The organism is Streptomyces sp. NPDC025638, assembly GCF_055558775.1.
On sequence record NZ_JBVHLX010000013.1, the window covers coordinates 73,539 to 95,551 of the forward strand.

18 protein-coding genes, 1 tRNA gene and 1 riboswitch are annotated in these 22,013 nt (G+C 69.7%); of the genes, 6 read left to right on the top strand and 13 right to left on the bottom strand.

Annotated elements, in window-relative coordinates; translation table 11 throughout:
* Window positions 1-370: 370 nt before the first annotated feature.
* Window positions 371-1,762, bottom strand: coding sequence for a cystathionine beta-synthase (locus tag ACZ4EG_RS30485; protein WP_467792833.1), 1,392 nt, complete (start codon window positions 1,760-1,762; stop codon window positions 371-373).
* 146 nt (window positions 1,763-1,908) lie between these two features.
* On the opposite strand from ACZ4EG_RS30485, the gene ACZ4EG_RS30490 reads away from it, so the two are divergent.
* The 3 genes from ACZ4EG_RS30490 (at window position 1,909) to ACZ4EG_RS30500 (ending at window position 5,486) form a co-directional block, all read left to right on the top strand.
* Window positions 1,909-2,994 (top strand): SGNH/GDSL hydrolase family protein, encoded by a 1,086-nt coding sequence (locus ACZ4EG_RS30490; RefSeq protein WP_467792834.1) that lies wholly within the window; start codon window positions 1,909-1,911, stop codon window positions 2,992-2,994.
* Between the two features lie 183 nt (window positions 2,995-3,177).
* Entirely contained in the window at window positions 3,178-4,398 is a 1,221-nt protein-coding gene (locus tag ACZ4EG_RS30495) for an acetyl-CoA C-acetyltransferase (protein ID WP_467792835.1), read from the top strand.
* A gap of 293 nt (window positions 4,399-4,691) precedes the next feature.
* The gene (locus tag ACZ4EG_RS30500; protein ID WP_467793069.1) at window positions 4,692-5,486 is read left to right on the top strand and encodes a hypothetical protein; all 795 of its coding nucleotides are present in this window, start codon (window positions 4,692-4,694) and stop codon (window positions 5,484-5,486) included.
* A gap of 43 nt (window positions 5,487-5,529) precedes the next feature.
* On the opposite strand, the gene ACZ4EG_RS30505 is transcribed toward ACZ4EG_RS30500, so the two are convergent.
* Window positions 5,530-5,841 carry a hypothetical protein gene (locus ACZ4EG_RS30505; RefSeq protein WP_263209552.1) on the bottom strand — a complete coding sequence of 104 codons (312 nt, stop codon included), beginning with the start codon at window positions 5,839-5,841 and terminating at the stop codon, window positions 5,530-5,532.
* A 101-nt stretch (window positions 5,842-5,942) separates the two neighbouring features.
* On the opposite strand from ACZ4EG_RS30505, the gene ACZ4EG_RS30510 reads away from it, so the two are divergent.
* Window positions 5,943-6,173 (top strand): DUF4287 domain-containing protein, encoded by a 231-nt coding sequence (locus ACZ4EG_RS30510; protein WP_316748890.1) that lies wholly within the window; start codon window positions 5,943-5,945, stop codon window positions 6,171-6,173.
* Between the two features lie 85 nt (window positions 6,174-6,258).
* Here the strand turns inward: ACZ4EG_RS30510 and ACZ4EG_RS30515 are convergent, their stop codons facing one another.
* Complete coding sequence (locus tag ACZ4EG_RS30515; protein WP_390709931.1) at window positions 6,259-7,143, bottom strand: Bax inhibitor-1/YccA family protein; 885 nt, start codon at window positions 7,141-7,143, stop codon at window positions 6,259-6,261.
* Between the two features lie 403 nt (window positions 7,144-7,546).
* A tRNA-Leu gene (locus ACZ4EG_RS30520) sits at window positions 7,547-7,629 on the bottom strand.
* A 410-nt stretch (window positions 7,630-8,039) separates the two neighbouring features.
* On the opposite strand from ACZ4EG_RS30520, the gene ACZ4EG_RS30525 reads away from it, so the two are divergent.
* Together ACZ4EG_RS30525 and ACZ4EG_RS30530 are read left to right on the top strand one after the other, a co-directional pair.
* A complete protein-coding gene (locus tag ACZ4EG_RS30525; protein WP_453555106.1) occupies window positions 8,040-8,810 on the top strand; it encodes an ABC transporter ATP-binding protein in 771 nt (256 codons plus the stop codon).
* Window positions 8,811-8,842: 32 nt separating this feature from the next.
* Window positions 8,843-11,371 carry an ABC transporter permease gene (locus ACZ4EG_RS30530; protein WP_467792836.1) on the top strand — a complete coding sequence of 843 codons (2,529 nt, stop codon included), beginning with the start codon at window positions 8,843-8,845 and terminating at the stop codon, window positions 11,369-11,371.
* A 69-nt stretch (window positions 11,372-11,440) separates the two neighbouring features.
* Here the strand turns inward: ACZ4EG_RS30530 and ACZ4EG_RS30535 are convergent, their stop codons facing one another.
* The 9 genes from ACZ4EG_RS30535 to ACZ4EG_RS30575 all read right to left on the bottom strand — a co-directional run bounded on the left by ACZ4EG_RS30535 (window position 11,441) and on the right by ACZ4EG_RS30575 (window position 22,007).
* Window positions 11,441-12,733 (bottom strand): class I SAM-dependent methyltransferase, encoded by a 1,293-nt coding sequence (locus tag ACZ4EG_RS30535; RefSeq protein WP_467792837.1) that lies wholly within the window; start codon window positions 12,731-12,733, stop codon window positions 11,441-11,443.
* Between the two features lie 270 nt (window positions 12,734-13,003).
* Window positions 13,004-14,383 carry an NAD(P)/FAD-dependent oxidoreductase gene (locus ACZ4EG_RS30540; RefSeq protein WP_453555112.1) on the bottom strand — a complete coding sequence of 460 codons (1,380 nt, stop codon included), beginning with the start codon at window positions 14,381-14,383 and terminating at the stop codon, window positions 13,004-13,006.
* A gap of 469 nt (window positions 14,384-14,852) precedes the next feature.
* The gene (locus tag ACZ4EG_RS30545) at window positions 14,853-15,794 is read right to left on the bottom strand and encodes a Ppx/GppA phosphatase family protein (RefSeq protein ID WP_467792838.1); all 942 of its coding nucleotides are present in this window, start codon (window positions 15,792-15,794) and stop codon (window positions 14,853-14,855) included.
* Window positions 15,791-16,321 (bottom strand): DUF501 domain-containing protein, encoded by a 531-nt coding sequence (locus tag ACZ4EG_RS30550; protein WP_453555116.1) that lies wholly within the window; start codon window positions 16,319-16,321, stop codon window positions 15,791-15,793. Before ACZ4EG_RS30550 ends, ACZ4EG_RS30545 begins: the two co-directional genes overlap by 4 nt.
* Before the next feature lie 68 nt (window positions 16,322-16,389).
* A complete protein-coding gene (locus ACZ4EG_RS30555; RefSeq protein WP_390709925.1) occupies window positions 16,390-16,866 on the bottom strand; it encodes an FtsB family cell division protein in 477 nt (158 codons plus the stop codon).
* A gap of 98 nt (window positions 16,867-16,964) precedes the next feature.
* Window positions 16,965-18,272 carry a phosphopyruvate hydratase gene (gene eno / locus ACZ4EG_RS30560; RefSeq protein ID WP_390710008.1) on the bottom strand — a complete coding sequence of 436 codons (1,308 nt, stop codon included), beginning with the start codon at window positions 18,270-18,272 and terminating at the stop codon, window positions 16,965-16,967.
* A gap of 279 nt (window positions 18,273-18,551) precedes the next feature.
* Window positions 18,552-19,214 carry a transglycosylase family protein gene (locus ACZ4EG_RS30565; protein ID WP_467792839.1) on the bottom strand — a complete coding sequence of 221 codons (663 nt, stop codon included), beginning with the start codon at window positions 19,212-19,214 and terminating at the stop codon, window positions 18,552-18,554.
* A 4-nt stretch (window positions 19,215-19,218) separates the two neighbouring features.
* A riboswitch (cyclic di-AMP (ydaO/yuaA leader) is annotated at window positions 19,219-19,387 on the bottom strand.
* 183 nt (window positions 19,388-19,570) lie between these two features.
* Entirely contained in the window at window positions 19,571-20,545 is a 975-nt protein-coding gene (locus ACZ4EG_RS30570) for a transglycosylase family protein (protein ID WP_467793070.1), read from the bottom strand.
* Between the two features lie 181 nt (window positions 20,546-20,726).
* Window positions 20,727-22,007, bottom strand: a complete 1,281-nt coding sequence (locus ACZ4EG_RS30575) for a cytochrome P450 family protein (protein ID WP_467792840.1) — start codon at window positions 22,005-22,007, stop codon at window positions 20,727-20,729.
* Window positions 22,008-22,013: the final 6 nt, after the last annotated feature.

Consider the following 22,013-nt stretch of genomic DNA (forward strand, 5'->3'; position numbering starts at 1 on the left):
CGGCGAGCAACCACCTCCGCGAGAGCGGCGGCGGTTCAGCCGAAAAAATGTGCGCGGGGACCGCCGCACCCCCGTTGCCGGGGGGCGGGACGACGGCGGTCCCCGCGAGGGACGCGGGCCGGGTCAGGGCCGGGCTGCGCGTCCGTGGCGTCCATGGAGGTCCGGGAGCCGCTCCGGAGGTCCTTGGCGCCGTTCGGCGCCGGCCTGGGCGGGGAGCCGCTCCCGCCCTGCCGACACCCACTAATGTGCCGGACCCGTGTTAAGCGGGTGCTGCGCGCACGTGACGCGCTCGTACCACTTCCGCGAAGTCCACCATCCGGACGCGATACCGCAAGTTCGGCGCCGCAACGGGCAGTTCACCGGAGGTTGGCTACTGCTTCCCGCCCTTGGCGAGGAAGGCCAGCAGGTCCTGCCGGCTGACCACACCGGTCGGCTTGCCCTCGACGAGGACGATCGCCGCGTCCGCCTCACCGAGCACGGACATCAGGTCCGCGACCGGCTCGCCGGAGCCGACCTGGGGCAGCGGGGCGCCCATGTGCTTCTCCAGCGGGTCGTCGAGCGAGGCCCGCTTGTTGAACAGGGCGTCGAGCAGTTCCCGCTCCACGACCGACCCGACGACCTCGGCGGCCATCACGTCCGGGTGACCGGCGCCCGGCTTCACGACCGGCATCTGCGAGACGCCGTACTCGCGCAGCACCTCGATGGCCTGGCCGACGGTCTCCTCCGGGTGCATGTGGACGAGGGACGGGATGGAGCCGCCCTCCTTGTCGTTGAGGACGTCGGCGACGCGGGCGCTGGGGCCCTCGTCCTCCAGGAAGCCGTAGTCGGCCATCCACTCGTCGTTGAAGATCTTGCTGAGGTAGCCGCGGCCGCTGTCGGGCAGCAGGACGACCACGACGTCCTCCGGGCCCAGCCGCTCGGCGACCCGCAGGGCGGCGACCACGGCCATACCGCAGGAGCCGCCGACCAGCAGGCCCTCCTCCTTCGCCAGGCGCCGGGTCATCTGGAAGGAGTCCTTGTCGGACACGGCGACGATCTCGTCCGCGACGGTCCGGTCGTAGGCCGTCGGCCAGAAGTCCTCACCGACGCCCTCGACCAGGTACGGCCGCCCGGAGCCGCCGGAGTAGACGGAGCCCTCGGGGTCGGCGCCGACGACCTGCACCCGGCCGTCGCTGACGTCCTTCAGATAGCGGCCGGTGCCGGAGATGGTGCCGCCGGTGCCGACGCCCGCCACGAAGTGGGTGATCTTCCCCTCCGTCTGCTCCCACAGCTCGGGGCCGGTCGAGTGATAGTGCGAAAGGGGGTTGTTGGGGTTGGAGTACTGGTCGGGCTTCCAGGCGCCGGGCGTCTCGCGCACCAGCCGGTCCGACACGTTGTAGTACGAGTCCGGGTGTTCGGGGGCCACGGCGGTCGGGCAGACGACGACCTCGGCGCCGTACGCGCGCAGGACGTTGATCTTGTCGGTGCTCACCTTGTCGGGGCACACGAAGATGCACTTGTAGCCCTTCTGCTGGGCCACGATCGCCAGTCCGACACCCGTGTTTCCGCTGGTCGGCTCCACGATCGTGCCACCCGGCTTGAGCTCCCCGCTCTCCTCGGCGGCCTCGATCATGCGCAGGGCGATGCGGTCCTTCACGGAACCGCCCGGGTTGAAGTACTCCACCTTGGCCAGGACCGTCGCCCGGATGCCCTTGGTCACGCTGTTGAGCTTCACCAGCGGGGTGTTGCCGACGAGGCTGATCATCGAGTCGTGGAATCGCACCGTTGTCTCCGGTCGCTTTCAAAAATGGTCGTGATTGTTCCGCCAGCCTACGGCCCGGGAAGTGCGTTCACTCCCTGTTGAGATTGGCCGACGGCCGGTACGGGGCAATGAGTGGATGTACGGCTACGAGGAGGTGGCGGCGACGCATGACGAGCATGTCGAGGGCGAGGGTGGCCCGGCGGATCGCGGCCGGTGCGGCGTACGGCGGCGGCGGGGTCGGGCTGGTCGGCGCGGCCGCCGTCGGCCTGCTGCTGGCCGAGGTGCGGATGGCCAGGAGCCGGGTGGGCAACGGCACGAGCAACCATGTGCCGATGGCCGACGGCCTGTACGGCGACTCCTATGACATCCCCGGCGAACCGCCGCTGCGGCTGACGCTGCTCGGCGACTCAACGGCGGCGGGCCAGGGCGTGCACCGGGCGGGCCAGACGCCGGGCGCGCTGCTGGCCCACGGGCTGGCGGCGGTGGCGGAGCGGCCGGTGGACCTGCGCAATGTCGCCCTGCCCGGGGCCCAGTCCGACGACCTGGACCGCCAGGTGGCCCTGGTGCTGTCCTCGCCCTTTCCGATCCCGGACGTCTGCGTGATCATGATCGGCGCGAACGACGTGACGCACCGGATGCCGCCGACCCGCTCCGTGCGCCATCTGTCGGCGGCGGTACGGCGGCTGCGCACGGCCGGCGCCGAGGTCGTCGTCGGCACCTGTCCGGACCTGGGCACGATCGAACCGGTGCAGCAGCCGCTGCGCTGGCTGGCCCGCCGGGCCTCGCGGCAGCTGGCGGCGGCCCAGACGATCGGCGTGGTGGAACAGGGGGGCCGCACGGTGTCCCTCGGCGATCTGCTGGGCCCGGAGTTCGCGGCGAACCCGCGCGAGCTCTTCGGCCCCGACAACTACCACCCCTCCGCGGAGGGCTACGCCACGGCGGCGATGGCGGTACTGCCGACCGTCTGCGCGACCCTGGGCCTGTGGCCGGCGGAGGAGGAGCGGCCGGACGTCTCCCGGCGCGAGGGCTTCCTGCCGGTCGCCCGCGCCGCGGCCGAGGCCGCCTCGGAGGCGGGCACGGAGGTCACGGCGGCGATGCCGACCGGCCCCCGGGGTCCGTGGGCACTGCTCAAGCGCCGCAGGCGGCGGCGCGTACCGGAGGCGGCGCCCGCCCCGGCGGAGCCTTCCGTGCCGGAATCCGCCTCCCAGGAACCCGCGTCCCAGCCGACCGAGTCGGGGAGCGGGTGGGTATAGGCGGAGTATGAGCGCTGTGGGCGCCCCGGGACAGGCGCGGTGGGCGCCCCGGGACAGGCGGGGCGCCAAGCAAGCGCTTAGACAATTGCGGCCAGGGTCACACCGCTTCACACGTGACCCGGACCATACGTACGGGTAACTTCCCAACCAGCCGCCAATCCCCCGTAAGTCAATGGAGCCGTGATGCCCGAAGCCGTCATCGTCTCGACCGCCCGTTCCCCGATCGGCCGCGCTTTCAAGGGCTCCCTCAAGGACCTGCGCCCGGACGACCTCACCGCCACGATCATCCAGGCGGCCCTCGCGAAGGTTCCCGAGCTGGACCCGCGGGACATCGACGACCTGATGCTCGGCTGCGGCCTTCCCGGCGGCGAGCAGGGCAACAACCTCGGCCGCGTGGTCGCCGTGCAGATGGGCATGGACCACCTGCCGGGCTGCACCATCACCCGTTACTGCTCCTCGTCCCTGCAGACCTCCCGCATGGCCCTGCACGCCATCAAGGCCGGCGAGGGCGACGTCTTCATCTCGGCCGGTGTCGAGATGGTCTCGCGGTTCGTCAAGGGCAACTCCGACAGCCTGCCGGACACGCACAACCCCTTCTTCGCCGAGGCCGAGGCCCGTACCGCCGCGGTCGCCGAGCAGGAGGGCACGACCTGGCACGACCCGCGCGAGGACGGCCTCGTCCCCGACGCCTACATCGCCATGGGCCAGACCGCGGAGAACCTCGCCCGCTGGAAGGGCGTCACCCGCCAGGACATGGACGAGTTCGGTGTCCGCTCGCAGAACCTCGCCGAAGAGGCCATCAAGAACGGCTTCTGGGAGCGCGAGATCACCCCGGTGACCCTCCCGGACGGCACGGTGGTCAGCAAGGACGACGGCCCGCGTGCCGGCGTCACCCTGGAGGGCGTGACGGGCCTCAAGCCGGTCTTCCGCCCCGACGGCATGGTCACCGCCGCCAACTGCTGCCCGCTGAACGACGGCGCCGCCGCGGTCGTCATCATGAGCGACACCAAGGCCCGCGAGCTCGGCCTGACCCCGCTCGCCCGCATCGTGTCGACCGGTGTCTCCGGTCTGTCCCCCGAGATCATGGGCCTCGGCCCGGTCGAGGCCTCCCAGCAGGCGCTGCGCCGGGCCGGCCTGACCATCGACGACATCGACCTGGTCGAGATCAACGAGGCCTTCGCCGCCCAGGTGATCCCCTCCTACCGGGACCTCGGCATCGACCTCGACAAGCTGAACGTCAACGGCGGCGCCATCGCCGTCGGCCACCCCTTCGGCATGACCGGCGCCCGCATCACCGGCACGCTCATCAATTCCCTCCAGTTCCACGACAAGCAGTTCGGTCTGGAGACGATGTGCGTCGGCGGCGGCCAGGGCATGGCGATGGTGATCGAGCGCCTCAGCTGATCCGGTCGGGTCCCGCACGGTGACCGGCGCGGGACCCAGCGTGACCTCTCGGCCCGGCGTTCGATCCCAATTCGAACGTCGGGTCGATTTGTGATCCAATCTCCCCCAGGATGTGACCTATCTCCCTCAGTGGGGATATCAACGCAGGTCAGAGCGGTCGTACGGGTAAAACCCAGGGCCAAGCCCCTGTCCGATTCGTGACGTTACGCACTGACAGCTGGTTAGTCCACCCTTCAAGCTGATGTAGGAAGTCGGGGGTCGACTTTGAACCAGGGAGTACGTCAGTGAGCGCCATGCCCCTCGCCCTGCTGCTCACCACGGCCGCCACCGGTGCCGTGGGCGTCGCCGTCCTGCGCACCGTGCTGGTGCTGCGCCGCCAGGTCGCGGCCCTGCAGTCCCAGCTCGCCGAGAGCCAGGCGGCCGCGACGCGCGCCCTGCTGCCCGCCGCCCGCACCACGGCCGACACCGAGGAGATACGCGCCGCGGTGGCCGAGGCCCTCGCCGAGGAGCGGGAGCGGGAGCTCGCCGAGGCGCGTGCGTTCTGGGCCGCACAGGAGTCCCGTGACGCCTCCGACGCGCCTTCCCTGCTCGGTCTGGCCGACACTCTGGCGGACACCGAGCTGTTCCTGCCCCGGCAGGCCGATTTCGTGGGCCTGGAGCCGCTGGAGCCGGTGACCGAGCCGACCACGGACGCCGACGAGTTCGCGGCCGACTCCCCGGAGCTGGCCGCGGCCCGCCGCCGCCACCCCTCGCACCCCGACTTCGTACCGGTGCAGTCGCCCGTCGTGAACGACCACGAGCGCACGGTCATCGCCCTGGAGCAGCTGGCCGAGTGCCGGGTCGAGCTGACCGACGTCCGCCCGGGCCCGCTGGGCACCCTCGACGTCTATGTCTTCGCCGACGGCACGACCCTGTGCATGACGCCGGGCCACCGTGAGACGGCGGAGCGCCTCGCGGCCGCCCTGCGCGCGGGCAAGAACCCGTACCTCCTCGGCGGCTCGGGGATCTCGGGCGCGTACACGCTGACGTTCGCGTGCGGCGAGGACAACGTCTACATCCTCGCCGACCGGGTCATCGCGTCCCTGTAGTCGACGCTCACGGCGGCTCGGCCGCCCCCGCGCCGGAGGTCGCTCAGACCCCGGCGCGTTTCTGTGCCTCCTCGACCAACGTCACCGCCTCCTCCACCTCGGCGTCGGTTTTCAGCACGAGTGCCAAGTCGTGTACGGCCACGGTGATCTGGTCGGCGACCGCGAACATGCCCGCGTCCGGCATCTCTCGAGGCTCCCCCGAGGGATCCTCGATCCGCTGGGCACGCAGTGCCAAGTCCCTGGCCAGCGCCAGCGCTTCGGCGGCGGCACTCCGCTGGAGGCGGCTCTGTGGCGCGGCCCGCAGCCGGTCGGCGAAGTGATCCACGGCTCGGGTCAGAGGTGTCGTGTCAACCACGCCGCGAGACTACGCGTCGCACCTGGACTGTTGCCAATACGCCAACGCTCAGGCACGGTGACGTGAAGGACCGGCTTCATCGAATGCGTCCGGAGGCGCCGATGTCCCAAGTCTTCTCCGAGGAGACCCATCGCAATCTGCTCGCCCGCATCCCCCACTGCACCGGCCGTGAAGTCTCGGACTGGCTTCGCGCCGTCGAGGAAGGCCCCGCTCTCTTCCGCTTCGAGGAGAAGGTCAGCTGGCTTCGCCACGAGCACAACCTCGCGTACGGCCACGCCAAGGCAATCGTTCACGAATACGACCTGAGGAGGGCCGCGCGCAAACTGCTCTAGGCGCGCACCACGCATACGACGAAGGGCCCCGGATGCACCCGGGGCCCTTCCCTGTCACCGCGGCACCTCGGCGCCGCGCCTCGCGCTAGTCGTTGCTGCTGAAGATGGCCACCAGCCGCAGCATCTCCACGTAGATCCACACGAGGGTCAGGGTCAGGCCGAACGCGGCCAGCCAGGCCTCCTGGCGCGGCGCGCCGTAGGCGATGCCGTCCTCGATCTGCTTGAAGTCGAGGGTCAGGAAGAAGGCGCCGAGCAGGATGGCGATGATGCCCACGATCGCGCCCAGCGGGCCGAAGCTGCGCAGACCGCCGTCGGAGGCGACACCGAACGCGACCAGCAGCAGGTTCACCGCCATGACCAGCACGAACGCGATGGCGATCGACATGCCGATACGGGCGTAGCGCGCCGTGACGCGGATCCAGCCGGCCTTGTAGACCAGCAGGGTCGCGGCCGTGACCGCCATGGTGCCGAGCACCGCCTGGAACGGGGCACCGCTCCACTGGCTGTTGTACATCTCGCTGATCACGCCGAGGAAGACGCCCTCGAAGGCGGCGTATCCCAGGATCAGCGCGGGCGAGGGGGTGCGCTTGAAGCTCTGCACGAGCGCCAGCACCATCGCGATGATGGCGGAGACGAACGCCAGGCCGTAGCTGGTCGCCGAGACCGGCAGCACCGCCCACGCGAGGACGGCGCCGACGGCGACCGTGCCGAGCGTCATGGCCGAGCGCATGACGACGTCGTCCATCGTCATCCGGCCGGTGGTGACCGGGGCCTGCGGCGGGGCGCCGTACTGCTGGTCCTGCTGGGCGTAAGGGTTCTGCGCGTAGGGGTTGCCGCCCTGGGCGTACGGGTTGCCCTGGGCATAGGGGTTGCCCTGTGCGTACCCGGCCTGCGGCGCGGTGTTGAAGCCCGCGTAGCCGTTGTCGCGGCTGAACCCCCGTCGCGAGAAGACCGGGTTACTGCTCCTCATTTCACTCCTCCATGGCCACCCTGCGTGGCCTTGGCTCAAGAGTAATAGGTTGGCAAAGGACTGACCCTAGTTCTTGGGGAGGATCTTTCCCTCGCCGTGCACGCCAACACGCTACGCGGGTGCCTCATTCCCGGCCACGGAGGGCCCCATTCCATGACCAACCTGCTACCTGCCCGGAACCGGCCGGAAACCAGTCGGCCGAACGGGGTGGCCTCGGGGGTCCGGTACGGCAGCGTCGTCGCATCCCCTGGCGCCGGTCGTCGGCGGGGAGAGAGGGGGGAGAGAGGGGAGCGACGCGTTCGGGGGAGAGACGGGTGGTGCGCCTCGGCCGCGGCCACGACGACGTGTGGTGGCTGCGACCGGGAGGCGGTGATCCCGTGGCGCCGTCAGCAGGCGCGGGAAGTGCCCGGAACCGGACTTGAACCGGTACGCCCGCGAGGGGCAGCGAGGTTTAAGCTCGCCGTGTCTGCATTCCACCATCCGGGCAGGCCATGGGCTCCGCTTCGAGGGCCCGAGCCTATCGGGATACATCCCCCGAACAGCGGTAGGGCTGACCCGATGTTGTCTTATTTTATTGACGTCTGAGGGAGCATCAGCCCGCGGTACGGGCCATCCGCACTTGCCAGTAGCGTTACGTGCGGTGGGTGTGCGCGTACACGGAATGACGGAATTTCACCGTCCGAACGAGGGGGCTCCACCCGTTCTTGACGTCTCCTGCGACGTCTCCCTGTCCCCGACTCGGGGTCCGGCGTCATCCCCAGGTATGACACGGCGCCCTCCGGTCCGACCGGAGTCTGTCTCTGGAACGGGAACAGCGGGTGACTACTCGGCGGTGGACGGCCGGGACGATGGATCAGTACCGACGAACACCGCCGTCCCGACAGGAGTGCCCTTCCGTGACCACCACACCCATCGCCGACCGGACCACCACAGTGGCCGCGCGTGCCACGGATCTGTCGAAGATCTACGGACAGGGCGAGACCCAGGTGGTCGCCCTCGACCGGGTCTCCGTCGAGTTCCGCCAGGCCGAATTCACCGCGATCATGGGGCCGTCCGGGTCCGGCAAGTCGACGCTGATGCACTGTGTGGCCGGTCTGGACACGTTCTCCTCCGGGTCCGTGCGCATCGGCGACACCGAGCTCGGCTCGCTGAAGGACAAGCAGCTGACCAAGCTGCGCCGGGACAAGATCGGGTTCATCTTCCAGGCGTTCAACCTGCTGCCGACGCTGACGGCCGCGGAGAACATCACCCTGCCGATGGACATCGCGGGCCGTAAGCCGGACAAGCAGTGGCTCGACCAGGTGATCCGCATGGTCGGCCTGGCGGACCGGCTCGGCCACCGCCCGTCCCAGCTGTCCGGCGGCCAGCAGCAGCGCGTCGCCGTCGCCCGTGCCCTGGCCGCCAAGCCCGACATCATCTTCGGCGACGAGCCGACCGGAAACCTCGACTCGCGCTCCGGCGCCGAGGTGCTGGGCTTCCTGCGCAACTCCGTCCGGGAGCTGGGCCAGACGGTGGTGATGGTGACCCACGACCCGGTGGCCGCTGCCTACGCGGACCGGGTGGTGTTCCTCGCGGACGGCCGGATCGTCGACGAGATGCACGGCCCGACGGCGGACTCGGTGCTCGACCGCATGAAGCGATTCGACGCCAAGGGCCGCACCAGCTGACCGCCGACCACACCACGGATCGAAGAGAACCCATGCTCCGCACCGCCTTGCGCAACGTATTCGCGCACAAGGCCCGGCTCCTCATGACCGTGCTCGCCGTGATGCTCGGCGTCGCGTTCGTCTCGGGGACCCTGGTCTTCACCAACACCATCTCGGACGCCTACCAGAAGAGCTCCGCCAAGGGCTTCGACCAGGTCGACGTCGCCGTGACGCCGAAGGCCCAGGACGACAAGGGCAACACCATCGGCAAGACCCCCGAGCTCACCCGGGCGCTGCTCGACAAGAGCGCCGGGGTACCGGGGGCGGCCTCCGCGATCGGCGTCGTCAACGGGTTCACCGCCATGGCCGACAAGGACGGCAAGCTGATCGGCGGCGGCTGGCAGTCGCAGGGCGGCAACTACTGGGGCACCAAGGACACCCGGTACCCGCTCGTCGACGGCCACGCCCCGAGCGGCAAGGGCGAGGTGCTGATCGACTCCAGGACCGCTGAGCGCGCCGGCTACAAGGTCGGCGACACCGTGCGCATCTCGGTCGACGGCCCCGTGCTGACGCCGAAGATCACCGGCATCTTCACCACCGACGACGGCAATGTCGCCGCGGGCGGAAGCCTCGCGCTCTTCGACACCGCGACCGCGCAGCACCTGTTCGGCAAGAAGGGCTCGTTCGACGAGATCGACGTCCGGGCGAAGCCGGGCACCAGCCAGAGCGCGCTCAAGTCCGCGCTGGACAAGGCGCTGCCGGCCAAGCTCGTCGAGACCACCACGGGCAAGACGCTCGCCGACGACCAGGCGCGGCAGATCTCGGACGGCATGAGCGGCCTGCGTCAGATGCTGCTGGTGTTCGCGGGCATCGCGCTGTTCGTCGGCACGTTCATCATCGCCAACACCTTCACCATGCTGGTCGCCCAGCGCACCAGGGAGCTCGCCCTGATGCGGGCGGTCGGCGCCTCTCGCCGGCAGGTCACCCGGTCGGTGCTGATCGAGGCCTTCGTGGTGGGCACGGTGGCCGGTGTGACCGGTCTGGTCGCGGGCATAGGCATCGGCGCCGGACTGCGCTCCCTGATGGGCTCGATCGGGGCGACCGTCCCGGACGGGCCGCTGGTCGTCTCGCCGGGCACGGTCGCGGCCGCCCTCACGGTCGGCATCGTCATCACCATGCTGGCGGCGTGGCTGCCGGGCCGCCGGGCCGCGAAGATCCCGCCGGTGGCCGCGATGAACAGCGTCCACGCCAAGGCGACCACCAAGTCGCTGGTGCTGCGCAACACGATCGGCGCCCTGTTCTCGGCGGCCGGTGTGGCGGTGGTCCTGGCGGCCACGACGATGGACGGCTCGGACGGCGAGGCGCCCATGGCTCTCGGCGCGGTCCTCCTCATCATCGGCGTGTTCGTCCTCACCCCCCTCCTGTCCCGCCCGCTGATCGCCGCGGCCGCCCCGCTGCTGCGCGTGTTCGGCGTCTCGGGCAAGCTCGCCCGCCAGAACTCGGTCCGCAACCCGCGCCGTACGGCCGCCACGGCCTCGGCGCTGATGATCGGCCTGACCCTGATCACCGGTATGACGGTGATGGCGGGCAGCCTGCAGAAGTCCATCGACAAGATGGCCAGTTCGGCGCTGCGCGCGGACTACGTGGTCTCGATGGCGAACGGCAACGAGCTCTCCCCCAAGGTGGCCCGCGAGCTCGCCGCCACCGACGGCGTGACCGCCATCAGCCCGCTGCGCAACGCGCCCGCGCGCATCGACGGCGAGACCGAGTTCCTGACGGGCGTCAATGGCTCCGCGATCGGCAAGCTGACCGATCTGAAGGTCGACAGCGGCACCTTCAAGGTGGGCGGCTCCCAGGTCGTCGTCGACGACGAGCGCGCCAAGTCCTACGGCTGGAAGACAGGTTCGAGCTTCACCGTCCACTACGAGGACGGCAAGCAGCAGAAGCTGACGGTCGCCGGGATCTACGAGGGCAACGAGATGATCCACGGGATCATGCTCGACAACACGGCCCTCTCCCCGCACCAGAGCGACCCGGCCGACATGCAGGTCATGCTGAAGACGGCGGACGGTGCGTCGAGCGCGACGAAGGACAAACTGGAGAAGGCCCTCGGCACCAACCCTGCGATCAAGGTCCAGGACAAGAAGGACCTGTCCCACTCGATCGCACAGATGTTCACGCTGATCCTGAACATGGTCTACGGCCTGCTGGCCATGGCGGTGATCGTCGCGGTCCTCGGTGTCATCAACACCCTGGCGATGTCGGTCTTCGAACGCTCCCAGGAGATCGGCATGCTCCGCGCGATCGGCCTGGACCGCAAGGCCGTCAAGCGGATGGTCCGTCTGGAGTCCCTGGTCATCTCCCTGTTCGGCGGGGTGCTGGGCATCGGGCTCGGAGTGTTCTTCGGCTGGGCGGCCGGAGAGCTGCTCGGCACGAAGATGGCGACGTACGAGCTGGTCCTGCCGTGGGCCCGGATGGGCCTCTTCCTCCTGCTGGCCGGGACGGTCGGCGTCCTGGCCGCGCTGTGGCCGGCCCGGCGGGCGGCCCGCCTGAACATGCTGGCGGCGATCAAGGCGGAATAGCGGTGTAGTACTCATCACTGCCGAGGGGCCCCCTCCGGAGACGGAGCGGGGCCCCTCTCTCATGTGGCCTCACGCACTCCACACGCGGGCACGCAACGGCATCCCGGACGTGCCCGACTCGGGTGTGCGCACCGCCAGGACCTGGTTGACGCCGATGCGATTGCGTTCGAAGGCGAGGGCGCAGGCCGCCATGTACAGGCGCCAGACACGGGCGCGACCGGGACTGGTGAGCCGTACCGCGCGGTCCCAGCCGGCGTCCAGAGCGGCGACCCAGCGGCGGAGGGTGAGGGCGTAGTGCTCGCGGATCGACTCCACGTCGCGCACCTCGAACCCGGCGCGCTCCAGCTGGGTGACGGTGGAGCCGAGCGGGGCGAGCTCGCCGTCGGGGAAGACATAGGCGTCGATGAACGCGTCCGGGTGGTACGACGACTCGTCGCGCTGCGGACGGCGGGCGATCTGGTGGTTGAGCAGCCGGCCGCCCGGTTTCAGCAGGCCGTACAGATTGGTGGCGTACTCGAAGTAGCGCTCCGCGCCGACGTGTTCGGCCATGCCGATGGAGGAGATCGCGTCGTACGGGCCGTCGGCGACGTCCCGGTAGTCCTGCACCCGGATCTCGATCCGGTCGGTGAGGCCCTGGTCGGCGACGCGTTTGCGGGCGTACGCGGCCTGCTCCTGGGACAGGGTGACGCCGACGACGCTCACGCCGTGCTCACGGGCCGCGTGCATGGCCATCGAGCCCCAGCCGCAGCCGACGTCGAGGAGCCGCTGCCCCGGTGTCAGGCCGAGTTTCAGGGAGACGAGTTCGAGCTTGTCGCGCTGGGCGGACTCAAGGGTGCCGGCGTCCTCCCAGTAGGCGCAGGAGTACACCATGGAGGGGCCGAGGACGAGCTCGTAGAAGTCGTTGCCGACGTCGTAGTGGTGGCTGATGGCGCGTCGGTCGCTGCGCCGGGTGTGCAGACGGCGGGTGGTGCGGCGGACCTCCTCCCGGGGCGGGGCGGGCGGCAGCGGGGGGCCGGCGAGCCTCAGCAGCCGGACGGCGGCCGCCCGGACGTCCGGGTCGCGCAGCGCCTGCAAGAGGGTCCTGGAGCCCTCCGCGCGCTCCCACACCAGTGCGGACATCGCGTCGAGGGCGGTGTAGAGATCGCCCTCGATCTCCAGGTCGCCGGCCACCCAGGCCCGGGCCAGGCCCAGTTCGCCCGGCTTCCACAGCAGGCGGCGCAGGGCGCGGCGATTGCGGACGACCAGGGTCGGGGCGCCCGGCGGGCCGGACCGCGAGCCGTCCCAGGCGCGGATCCGTACGGGGAGCGGTTCTCCCAGCAGCTGCTCGGCGAGACTAGTCAGCCGCGACGCGGCGTCGGCCATGGCGCACCTCCGTGAAAGGTATCGGCCCATTGGTTCCGGTCTCCACCCGGTCTACCGGTGAACGACCGCCCACGCCGACGTCATTCCCCCTCACCCGGCCTGTGCCGACACGCTCTCCCAACCATCACACCGACGCCACGCCACGAAGCGGCACGGCCGACCGCGGCACGGGGCATCCGCCGCCGTGCATGCCGAAGGGGCCGCCCGCACCACGGATGGCGGGCGGCCCCTTCGGGCACTTCGGTGACCTGGGGCAGAAGGCCCCTGAGGTCAGGAGGCCTTGGCCTTCTCCCCGGTCTTCGCGGCGGCGACCGGCGCCGGCTTGGCGGCCTCGAAGAACTCCTCGCGCGGGTTCTGCATGGCGCCGAGCGACACGACCTCGCGCTTGAGGAACATGCCGAGGGTCCAGTCGGCGAAGATGCGGATCTTGCGGTTCCAGGTCGGCATGGCCATACCGTGGTAGCCACGGTGCATGTACCAGGCCAGCCGGCCCTTGAGCTTGATCTTCGTCTTGCCCATGACGATCATCGCAACGCCCTTGTGGAGACCGAGACCGGCCACCGCGCCCTTGTTGGCGTGCGAGTAGTCCTTCTGCGGGAAGCCCCGCATACCGGAGATCACGTTGTCGCCGAGCGCCTTGGCCTGGCGCAGCGCGTGCTGGGCGTTGGGCGGGCACCAGGCGTTCTCGACACCGGCCTTGCGGGCGGCGACGTCCGGCACCTGGGCGTTGTCGCCCGCGGCCCAGATGTAGTCCGTGCCCTGGACCTGGAGCGTCGGCGCGCAGTCGACGTGACCGCGCGGACCGAGCGGCAGGCCGAAGCGGGCGAGCGCCGGGTTCGGCTTGACGCCGGCCGTCCAGACGATCGTGTTGGAGTCGACCTCGAGGCCGTTCTTCAGGACCACGTGACCGTCGACGCAGGAGTCCATGGAGGTGGAGAGGTAGATCTCCACACCGCGGCTCTCCAGGTGCTCCTTGCCGTACTGGCCGAGCTTCGGCCCGACCTCGGGAAGGATCTTGTCGGCGGCGTCGACGAGGATGAAGCGCATGTCCTCACGGGACACGTTCTTGTAGTACTTGGCCGCGTCCCGGGCCATGTCCTCGACCTCACCGATGGTCTCCGCACCGGCGAAGCCACCGCCGATGAAGACGAAGGTGAGCGCCTTGCGGCGGATCTCCTCGTCGGTCGTGGAGTCGGCCTTGTCGAGCTGCTCGAGGACGTGGTTGCGCAGTCCGATGGACTCCTCGATGCCCTTCATGCCGATGCCCTGCTCGGCAAGGCCGGGGATCGGGAAGGTACGGGAGACCGCGCCGAGCGCGATCACCAGGTAGTCGAAGGGCAGTTCGTACGCCTCGCCGACCAAGGGGGCGACCGTCGCGACCTTGCGGTCCTGGTCGATGGTGGTGACCCGGCCGGTGAGAACCTCCGCGTTCGGCAGCACGCGTCGCAGCGGGACGACGACGTGGCGAGGGGAGATGTTGCCGGCGGCGGCTTCGGGCAGGAAGGGCTGGTAGGTCATGTACGACCGGGGGTCGACGACCGTGACGGTCGCCTCGCCGTAGCGCATCTTCTTGAGAATGCGCCGAGCTGCGTACAGGCCTACGTACCCACCGCCTACTACGAGGATCCTGGGACGCTCCGTGGTGCTCATGCCATCGAGTATCCACCCGCCCCTAGGGGGCCGCTCGTGCGCCCCTTCACAAGCTTCTTGAGGGTGCGTGCTACACTCCGCGACCCGCGTGACACAGGTCATGTCGACAAGCCGGAACCACTGTGCCTGATGACCTGTTGTCAATGCCGCGTGAGCTGCCTCTCCGTCCGTTCGGAGGGCCTGTGAGACCCCTTGCGCGACCCTCCGGCGACACCGTCGCCGAGCGCCTCCGTGACGCCCTCTCAAGTGCGCTCCGAGGGCCGCTGAACCCTCGTACGGCTCAATGAAGGACCTTCGGCCCCTCGACAGGGCCGAATTCCTTGTGAAGAACTTCACGAACTTTCTCGGGAGCGCGCCCGGAAGGGGTGTGTCACCGCCCCCGGAACGCGCTCATACGCTATGCGAACTGCTCAGCAGAGAGCTACTGACCAGTAGGAAAAGAGACCCGGACCACCCCGCAAGGGCGGGTCTACGCCACCGACCACGCGATGCCGTCGAGGATGTCGTGCTCGCTCACCACGACCTCCTCGGCGCCGATCCGCTCCATGATCGCCAGCAGCACGAGGGCCCCGGCGCCGATCACGTCGACCCGGCCCGGATGCATGGACGGGATCCGGGCCCGCTCGGCATGGGTGGAGCGCAGCAGCCACTCGGTGATCTCCCGGACCCGGTCGTGGGAGACGCGGGAGTGGTGGATGCGGGCTGAGTCGTACTCCGGCAGCTCCTGCGCGATCGCCGACACCGTCGTGACCGAGCCGGCGAGCCCGACGAGGGTGTGCGCCTCGCGCAGCGGGACCGTCTCCTCGGCGAGGTCGAGGGCGGCCTCGATGTCGGCCCTCATGGCGGCGATCCGCTCCGTGGTGGGCGGGTCGCTGACGACGCCCTCGTGCACCAGGTGACGCTCGGTCATCCGCACACAGCCCACGTCCACGGACCGCGCGGCCCCCACGTGGTCGTCGCCGACGACCAGCTCGGTGGAGCCGCCGCCGATGTCCACCACCAAGTAGGGCCTGGTGAGGTCGTCGCGGCCGGTGAGCTCCTTCGTGGCGCCCGTGAAGGAGAACTCGGCCTCCTGGTCACCCGTAATGACCTCCGGCTCTACTCCGAGGATGTCGAGGACGCCCCGGACGAACTCGTTGCGGTTCTCGGCGTCCCGGGAGGCGGAGGTGGCCACGAACCGCAGCCGCTCGGCGCCGTGCTCCTTGATGACCGCCGCGTACTCGCGGCACGCGGCGAAGGTCCGCTCCAGCGCCTCCGGAGCGAGCCGTCCGGTGCTGTCGACGCCCTGGCCGAGCCGCACGATGGTCATCCGGCGCTCCAGGTCGATGAGTTCACCCGTCTCCGGGTCCGCGTCGGCGACCAGCAGACGGATGGAGTTCGTACCGCAGTCGATCGCGGCGACCCGGGTCACCGGTCCTCCTCCTTCGGGACCGTCACACAGGCCCCCTTCATCCACCACTCGGGCAGCATCGCGAGCGCCTCGTCGCCGAGGGGGTTCACCCCCGGCCCGGCGGCCAGCGAGTGGGCGACCAGCACGTGCAGACACTTCACCCGGTCCGGCATACCGCCGGCGCTCGGGAAGCCCGTCAGCACCTCGATCTCGTCCCGGCGCCGGATGTAGTCCTCGTGCGCGGCACGGTAGGCGGCGGCCAGTTCCGGGTCCGTCTGTAGCCGCTCCGTCATCTCCTTCATGACGCCGTTCGCCTCCAGGGTGCCGATGGCCGAGGAGGCCTTCGGGCACGTCAGGTAGTACAGCGTGGGGAAGGGCGTGCCGTCGGGCAGGCGCGGAGCCGTCTCCACGACGTCCGGCTGACCGCAGGGGCACCGGTGCGCGATCGCCCGCAGCCCGCGCGGCGGACGCCCGAGCTGCTGCTTGAAGGCCTCGACGTCCGCGTCGGTGGGCTCGGTGCGCGGAGTGGGCGGCGGGGGCGTTTCCATGACTGTCTTCAGGCTGTCTTTCTCTGGCTGTCGGTTCACTGGCCGGCGTCGTCCGGGCGCCGCCGGCTTCACTGGTCGAAGGCGTCGGACTTGTCGACCCCGTCCCAGACGTTGGCGTACCAGGGGCGGTCGGCCGCCCCCAGATAAGCGTGCGCCTGCTTGGCCGCACCGGGGTCGATCACGACGTAACCGGTCTCCCCCGGCATCACGTAGTGCAGCCGCCGGCGGATCTGCTGCTCGGCGAAGGAGTCGTCCTGCCAGCGCGCCTTGAGGTCGCGCAGTTGCTCGACCCGTTCCTGGGCCCGCTGCCGCTGCCGCTCCAGATTGGCGATCTCGGCGCGCTGGGAGACGTACTGCCGCATCGGATAGGCCAGGGCCACCACCATCGTGCACAGCACCAGGGCGAGCAACGCGGCCCGGCCGGTGAGCCGGGACCGGCGGGCCTGCCGCTTGGTCTGGGAGCGGTAGACCCGGGCCGCCGTCTGCTCGCCGAGCAGTCGCAGTCTGGTCGCGGTGGAGAACCGGTCCCGGTCCTTCGCGGCCATGTCCCCGCCTCCCTCATACGTGCGTACGTCCCCGGACACGGTACGGGACCGGGTACGGGGACGTACGTACGACTGGCTAAGCCTTGCCCTTACCGGGCTCAGCCCTTGGAGATCTCCACGCCGCCCCGGAAGCGCGGGAAGGCGCTGCGGCCGGCGTACACCGCCGCGTCGTCGAGGATCTCCTCGATGCGCAGCAGCTGGTTGTACTTGGCGACGCGCTCGGAGCGGGCCGGGGCGCCGGTCTTGATCTGGCCGCAGTTGGTGGCGACGGCCAGGTCGGCGATGGTGACGTCCTCGGTCTCGCCGGAGCGGTGGGACATCATGCACTTGAAGCCGTTGCGCTGGGCCATCTCGACGGCGTCCAGGGTCTCGGTCAGCGAACCGATCTGGTTCACCTTCACGAGCAGGGCGTTGGCGGTGCCCTCCTCGATGCCGCGGGCCAGGCGCTCCGGGTTGGTGACGAACAGGTCGTCGCCGACGATCTGGACCTTGTCGCCGAGCTTGTCGGTCAGGACCTTCCAGCCGGCCCAGTCGTCCTCGAACAGCGGGTCCTCGATGGAGACGAGCGGGTAGGCCGCCACGAGCTCCTCGTAGTACTCCGTCATCTCGGCGGCCGAGCGGGACTTGCCCTCGAACTCGTACTTGCCGTCCTTGTAGAACTCGGACGCGGCGACGTCGAGCGCGAGCGCGATCTGCTCACCGGGGACGTACCCGGCCTGCTTGATGGCCTCCAGGATGAGGTCGAGGGCCTCACGGTTGGAGCCGAGGTTCGGGGCGAAGCCGCCCTCGTCGCCCAGGCCGGTGGCCAGGCCCTTGCTCTTCAGGACCTTCTTCAGGGTGTGGTAGACCTCGGCGCCCCAGCGCAGCGCCTCGGAGAAGGACTCCGCGCCGATCGGGGCGATCATGAACTCCTGGATGTCCACGTTGGAGTCGGCGTGCGAGCCGCCGTTCAGGATGTTCATCATCGGCACCGGCAGCAGGTGCGCGTTCGGGCCGCCCAGGTAGCGGAAGAGGGGGAGGTCGCTGGCCTCGGAGGCGGCGTGGGCGACGGCGAGGGAGACGCCGAGGATGGCGTTGGCGCCGAGCGAGCCCTTGTTGTCGGTGGCGTCCAGGTCGAACATCGCCTGGTCGATCAGGCGCTGCTCGGTGGCGTCGTAGCCGACCAGCTCCGGGCCGATCTGCTCGATCACGGCGAGAACGGCCTTCTCGACGCCCTTGCCCAGGTAGCGGTTCGGGTCGCCGTCGCGGAGCTCGATGGCCTCGAAGGCGCCGGTGGAGGCGCCGGACGGAACGGCGGCACGACCCGTGCTGCCGTCGTCGAGGCCGACCTCGACCTCGACCGTGGGGTTGCCTCGGGAGTCCAGGATTTCCCGGGCTACGACGACGTCGATGGACGGCACGAGCATCTCCTTCATGGATGTGACGCTGGAAGTGCGGGGCTGGGTGCCTTGCGACTAGAGCCTAACCGTCCCGGGGGCATCGGCCACCGACCGACCGTCCCGTGGACAGGGTCCGACCGTACCCATTGTTCCGGCTCGAAACAAAGGCGGGGTGGAGAACGGCTCGAACACAGCGCCCCATGAACAAGCCCCGCCCCGGCGCGTACGGGGGAATACGCACCGGGGCGGGGAGACCGTGGGGACGGGGGCGGCTGCGGTTCTTGCAGCCGGGCTACCGGCCGCGCATCACTTCAGGTGGAGCTGCTGGCCCGGGTAGATGAGGTCCGCGTCCTGGACGATGTTCTTGTTCAGCTTGAACAGCTTCTGCCAGCCGCCCTTGACCTTGTGCTTCTGGGCGATCGAGCCGAGGGTGTCGCCCTTGACGACCTTGTACTCGCCGTCGCCCTTCTTGACCTTCTTGCCGGTCGGGGTGGTGACGGTCTTGGCCGCGGCCGGGCGCTCGGCGGAGCGGGAGGCGGCCGGCTTCTCGGTCGCCCGGGGGGCGGTGCTCGCCGCGGCGCCGCCGTAGGGGGTGCTGGACAGGCCCGTGCCGCAGACCGGCCAGGCGCCCTCGCCCTGGGCGGCGAGGACCTTCTCGGCGATCTCTATCTGCTGCGCCTTGGTGGCCTTGTCGGCGGTGCCGGCGTACTTCGCGCCGCCGTACGCGGACCACGTCGAGGCGGAGAACTGCAGACCGCCGTAGTAGCCGTTGCCGGTGTTGATGGACCAGTTGCCGCCGGACTCGCACTTGGCTACGGCGTCCCACTCGGAGGCGGTGGCGGCCGAGGCGGCGCCGGAGGCCATCAGCGGGGCGACGACGGCGGCGCAGGCGACACCGGCGAGCGCGATGGCACGGGTGGCCCTGGCCTTCGAGGGACGACGGTGCTTGCCCTGGGCGGAAAACAGCATGGATGGATCCCCTCACCGACGCCTGCGAGGTGAGCTGTCGGGTTCGGGCCGGTTGAGTTGCCCGGCCACACCTCCGCTGGGAGGCGTGGCTCCACCCCTAGCCGCTCCGGCTCAACTGTCCGGCGCGGCACTTACCTTGGGTCCCCCGCTCCTGCCTACGGCGCGTGACGCGACGACTGTTCCCGTGCGGCCGCTGGCAGGACTCGGCGTTGCGACAGCCGGGGCTCGTGGTGACGAGCGGACTCGACCGTAGACACGCGATCCGGGGAATTCCAAAGACGATCAGGGCTTCTGAGACTCATCCCACACTTTCACCAAACCGGACATTGGGCGTGAAAGTGGGACGTCAACTCCCGCTACTTTTCGCCGATTTCGGTAGCGACGTCCAGGGTCTGACCGGGGGTGATGTCGTTCGGGTCGGTGCCGATGGCGGCCTTGTTTGCGGCATAGAGCGCACGCCATCCGCCGTCGACGTCAAGGGAGTCGGCGATGGATGCGAGAGTGTCGCCGTCGCGAACCGTGTAGGTGCGCGAGGCGTGACGACCCACCGAGGCCGAGCCCTGCCCGTTTGCTGCGTTTTCGTCCGCATTACCCCCGCGGTGACGGCCGCCCCCGATCGCGCCGGTGTCGACCAGACTCCAAGACCCCCCGCTTTGCCACGAGTTGTCGGAATCGTCCGTTTTAGGGACTTCCGTGGGCGCGCCACCACTCCCCTGCGAGTTACCCGAGCCTTCGGATTCCGACTTGTCCGACTTGGCGGAATCTTCGCCCTTGCCCTCGCTCTTGCCCTTCGCCCCGTTCCCCTCGTCGGCGTTCGCCGAGGGGGAAGCCTTCCCCGAGGAGTCCGACTTCGAGCGTGAATCGGATGAGTCGGATGAATCAGAGGAGTCCGAATAATCGGATGAGCCGGGCGAATCGGATGCCGAGACGCCGGTGTCGACATCGACCGACCCGGAGCTCGCGGTGAGCCCGGAGAGCAGGGCACAGGTGGCCCAGGGCTTGGTGCCCTGGTCGGCGAGAACCTTCTCCGCGACGGCTATCTGCTGCGAACGGCTGGCCTCGTCCGGGCTGGAGGCGTACGCGAGGCCGCCGTACTTGTCCCAGTCGTCCTGCGACATCTGCAGACCGCCGTAGTAGCCGTTGCCGGAGTCGGCGCTCCAGGAGCCGCCGCTCTCGCACTCGGCCACCTTGTCCCATGTGGTGCCGTCGGCCGCGTTGGCGCTCGCGGCCCCCAGGAGCGGGATGGCGATGGCGGAGCCGGTCACTCCGGCCGCGACGAGGAGGGCCGGAGCCTGACGGGGGCGACGGTGACGACCGTTCCCGGAGAGCATGCGGAAGCCTTTCGTGCGACAGCGATAACCGGCGCGGCACAGAAAGCCGACGTACCGCGCTGCCCGGTAAACGTATCCACTGACGATCACTTGTCACAAGTTAATGCCGCGTAGATCACGTGAAGATCACAGAGTTGAGCATTCATCAGGTTTGGGGCGCGACAGGCCGCGCTTCCCTCACTTACCGGACGGGCGTGAACTCCACGGGCAAAGTGCGCAGTCCACGCATGATGAGCCCGCCACGCCACCGCAAATCGGCCGGATCCACCGCGAGTCGGAGGTCCGGGAGGCGGGTGAGAAGGGTGGCGAGCGCGGTCTGGCCCTCCAGCCGGGCGAGCGGGGCACCCAGGCAGTAGTGGATGCCGTGGCCGTATCCAAGGTGTTGGTTGTCACGTCGGCCGAGATCGAGGACGTCCGGGTCGGCGAACCGCTCCGGGTCCCGGTCGGCGGCGGCGAGCACCACCAGGACGGGGTCGCCGGGTGCGATGTCCTGCCCGCCGATGGTGAGCGGCTCGGTGGCGAACCGCCAGGTGGCCAGTTCGACCGGGCCGTCGTAGCGCAGGAGTTCCTCGACACCGGTCTCCAGGAGGTCCCGTTCCCGGCGGGCGAGGGACGCCTGCAGACGGTGCCGTTGCTCGGGATGGGTGAGCAGGGCGTAGGTGCCGTTGCCGATGAGGTTGACGGTCGTCTCGAACCCGGCGAACAGCAGGATGAAGGCCATCGCGGCGGCCTCGTTCTCGGTGAGGTGCTCGCCGTGGTCCGAGGCGCGGATGAGCCCGGAGATGAGGTCCTCGCCGGGAGCGGGGCTGTCGGGCAGGGCCTCGCGCTTCCTGTGGATGAGCTCGGCGAGATAGCCCCGCATCTTCTTGACCGACCGCGCGACCCCGCCCCGCGGCCCTCCCCCGTGCCGAATCATCATCCCCGCCCAGTCCCGAAAGTCGTCCTGGTCCTCGCGCGGAACGCCGAGCAGGTCGCAGATGGCGTAGATGGGGAGCGGAAAGGCGAACTCGTGGATGAGGTCGGCGGACCCCTCGGCCGCGAACCCGTCGATGAGCCGGTCTGTCAGTTCCTGTACGCGCGAGCCGAATTCGGCGACCCGGCGGGGTGTGAACGCCTTGCTGACCAGCCGGCGCAGCCGGGTGTGGTCCGGCGGGTCGATGTTGAGCAGATGCGTCATCAGCTCCGCCTTGCGCTCACCGGGGATACCGGTCTTGCCCTTGGCGTGCGCGGGCTCGTCGTGATGCGCGGGGTTCTTCGACAGCCGCTGGTCGGCCAGCGCCTGCTTGGCATCGGCGTACCGGGTGACCAGCCAGGCCTCGACACCGCTCGGGAGTTTCGTCCGGTGCACGGGGGCGTGCTCGCGGAGCCAGGCGTAGGCCGGGTAGGGGTTACTGGCGAACTCCCAGCTGAACAGGTCGGGGGCGGCGGGGGTGGGGTTCGGGGGGTGGGGCTGGTTGGTCACTCCTCG

Excerpts from the sequence above, each read along its gene's own strand:
- ACZ4EG_RS30490 (WP_467792834.1), top strand. The coding sequence starts at position 1,909 with ATGACGAGCATGTCGAGGGCGAGGGTGGCCCGGCGGATCGCGGCCGGT.
- ACZ4EG_RS30495 (WP_467792835.1), top strand. The coding sequence starts at position 3,178 with ATGCCCGAAGCCGTCATCGTCTCGACCGCCCGTTCCCCGATCGGCCGC.
- ACZ4EG_RS30500 (WP_467793069.1), top strand. The coding sequence starts at position 4,692 with ATGCCCCTCGCCCTGCTGCTCACCACGGCCGCCACCGGTGCCGTGGGC.
- ACZ4EG_RS30510 (WP_316748890.1), top strand. The coding sequence starts at position 5,943 with ATGTCCCAAGTCTTCTCCGAGGAGACCCATCGCAATCTGCTCGCCCGC.
- ACZ4EG_RS30515 (WP_390709931.1), bottom strand. The coding sequence starts at position 7,143 with ATGAGGAGCAGTAACCCGGTCTTCTCGCGACGGGGGTTCAGCCGCGAC.
- ACZ4EG_RS30530 (WP_467792836.1), top strand. The coding sequence starts at position 8,843 with ATGCTCCGCACCGCCTTGCGCAACGTATTCGCGCACAAGGCCCGGCTC.
- ACZ4EG_RS30535 (WP_467792837.1), bottom strand. The coding sequence starts at position 12,733 with ATGGCCGACGCCGCGTCGCGGCTGACTAGTCTCGCCGAGCAGCTGCTG.
- ACZ4EG_RS30540 (WP_453555112.1), bottom strand. The coding sequence starts at position 14,383 with ATGAGCACCACGGAGCGTCCCAGGATCCTCGTAGTAGGCGGTGGGTAC.
- ACZ4EG_RS30550 (WP_453555116.1), bottom strand. The coding sequence starts at position 16,321 with ATGGAAACGCCCCCGCCGCCCACTCCGCGCACCGAGCCCACCGACGCG.
- ACZ4EG_RS30555 (WP_390709925.1), bottom strand. The coding sequence starts at position 16,866 with ATGGCCGCGAAGGACCGGGACCGGTTCTCCACCGCGACCAGACTGCGA.
- eno (WP_390710008.1), bottom strand. The coding sequence starts at position 18,272 with ATGCTCGTGCCGTCCATCGACGTCGTCGTAGCCCGGGAAATCCTGGAC.
- ACZ4EG_RS30565 (WP_467792839.1), bottom strand. The coding sequence starts at position 19,214 with ATGCTGTTTTCCGCCCAGGGCAAGCACCGTCGTCCCTCGAAGGCCAGG.
- ACZ4EG_RS30570 (WP_467793070.1), bottom strand. The coding sequence starts at position 20,545 with ATGCTCTCCGGGAACGGTCGTCACCGTCGCCCCCGTCAGGCTCCGGCC.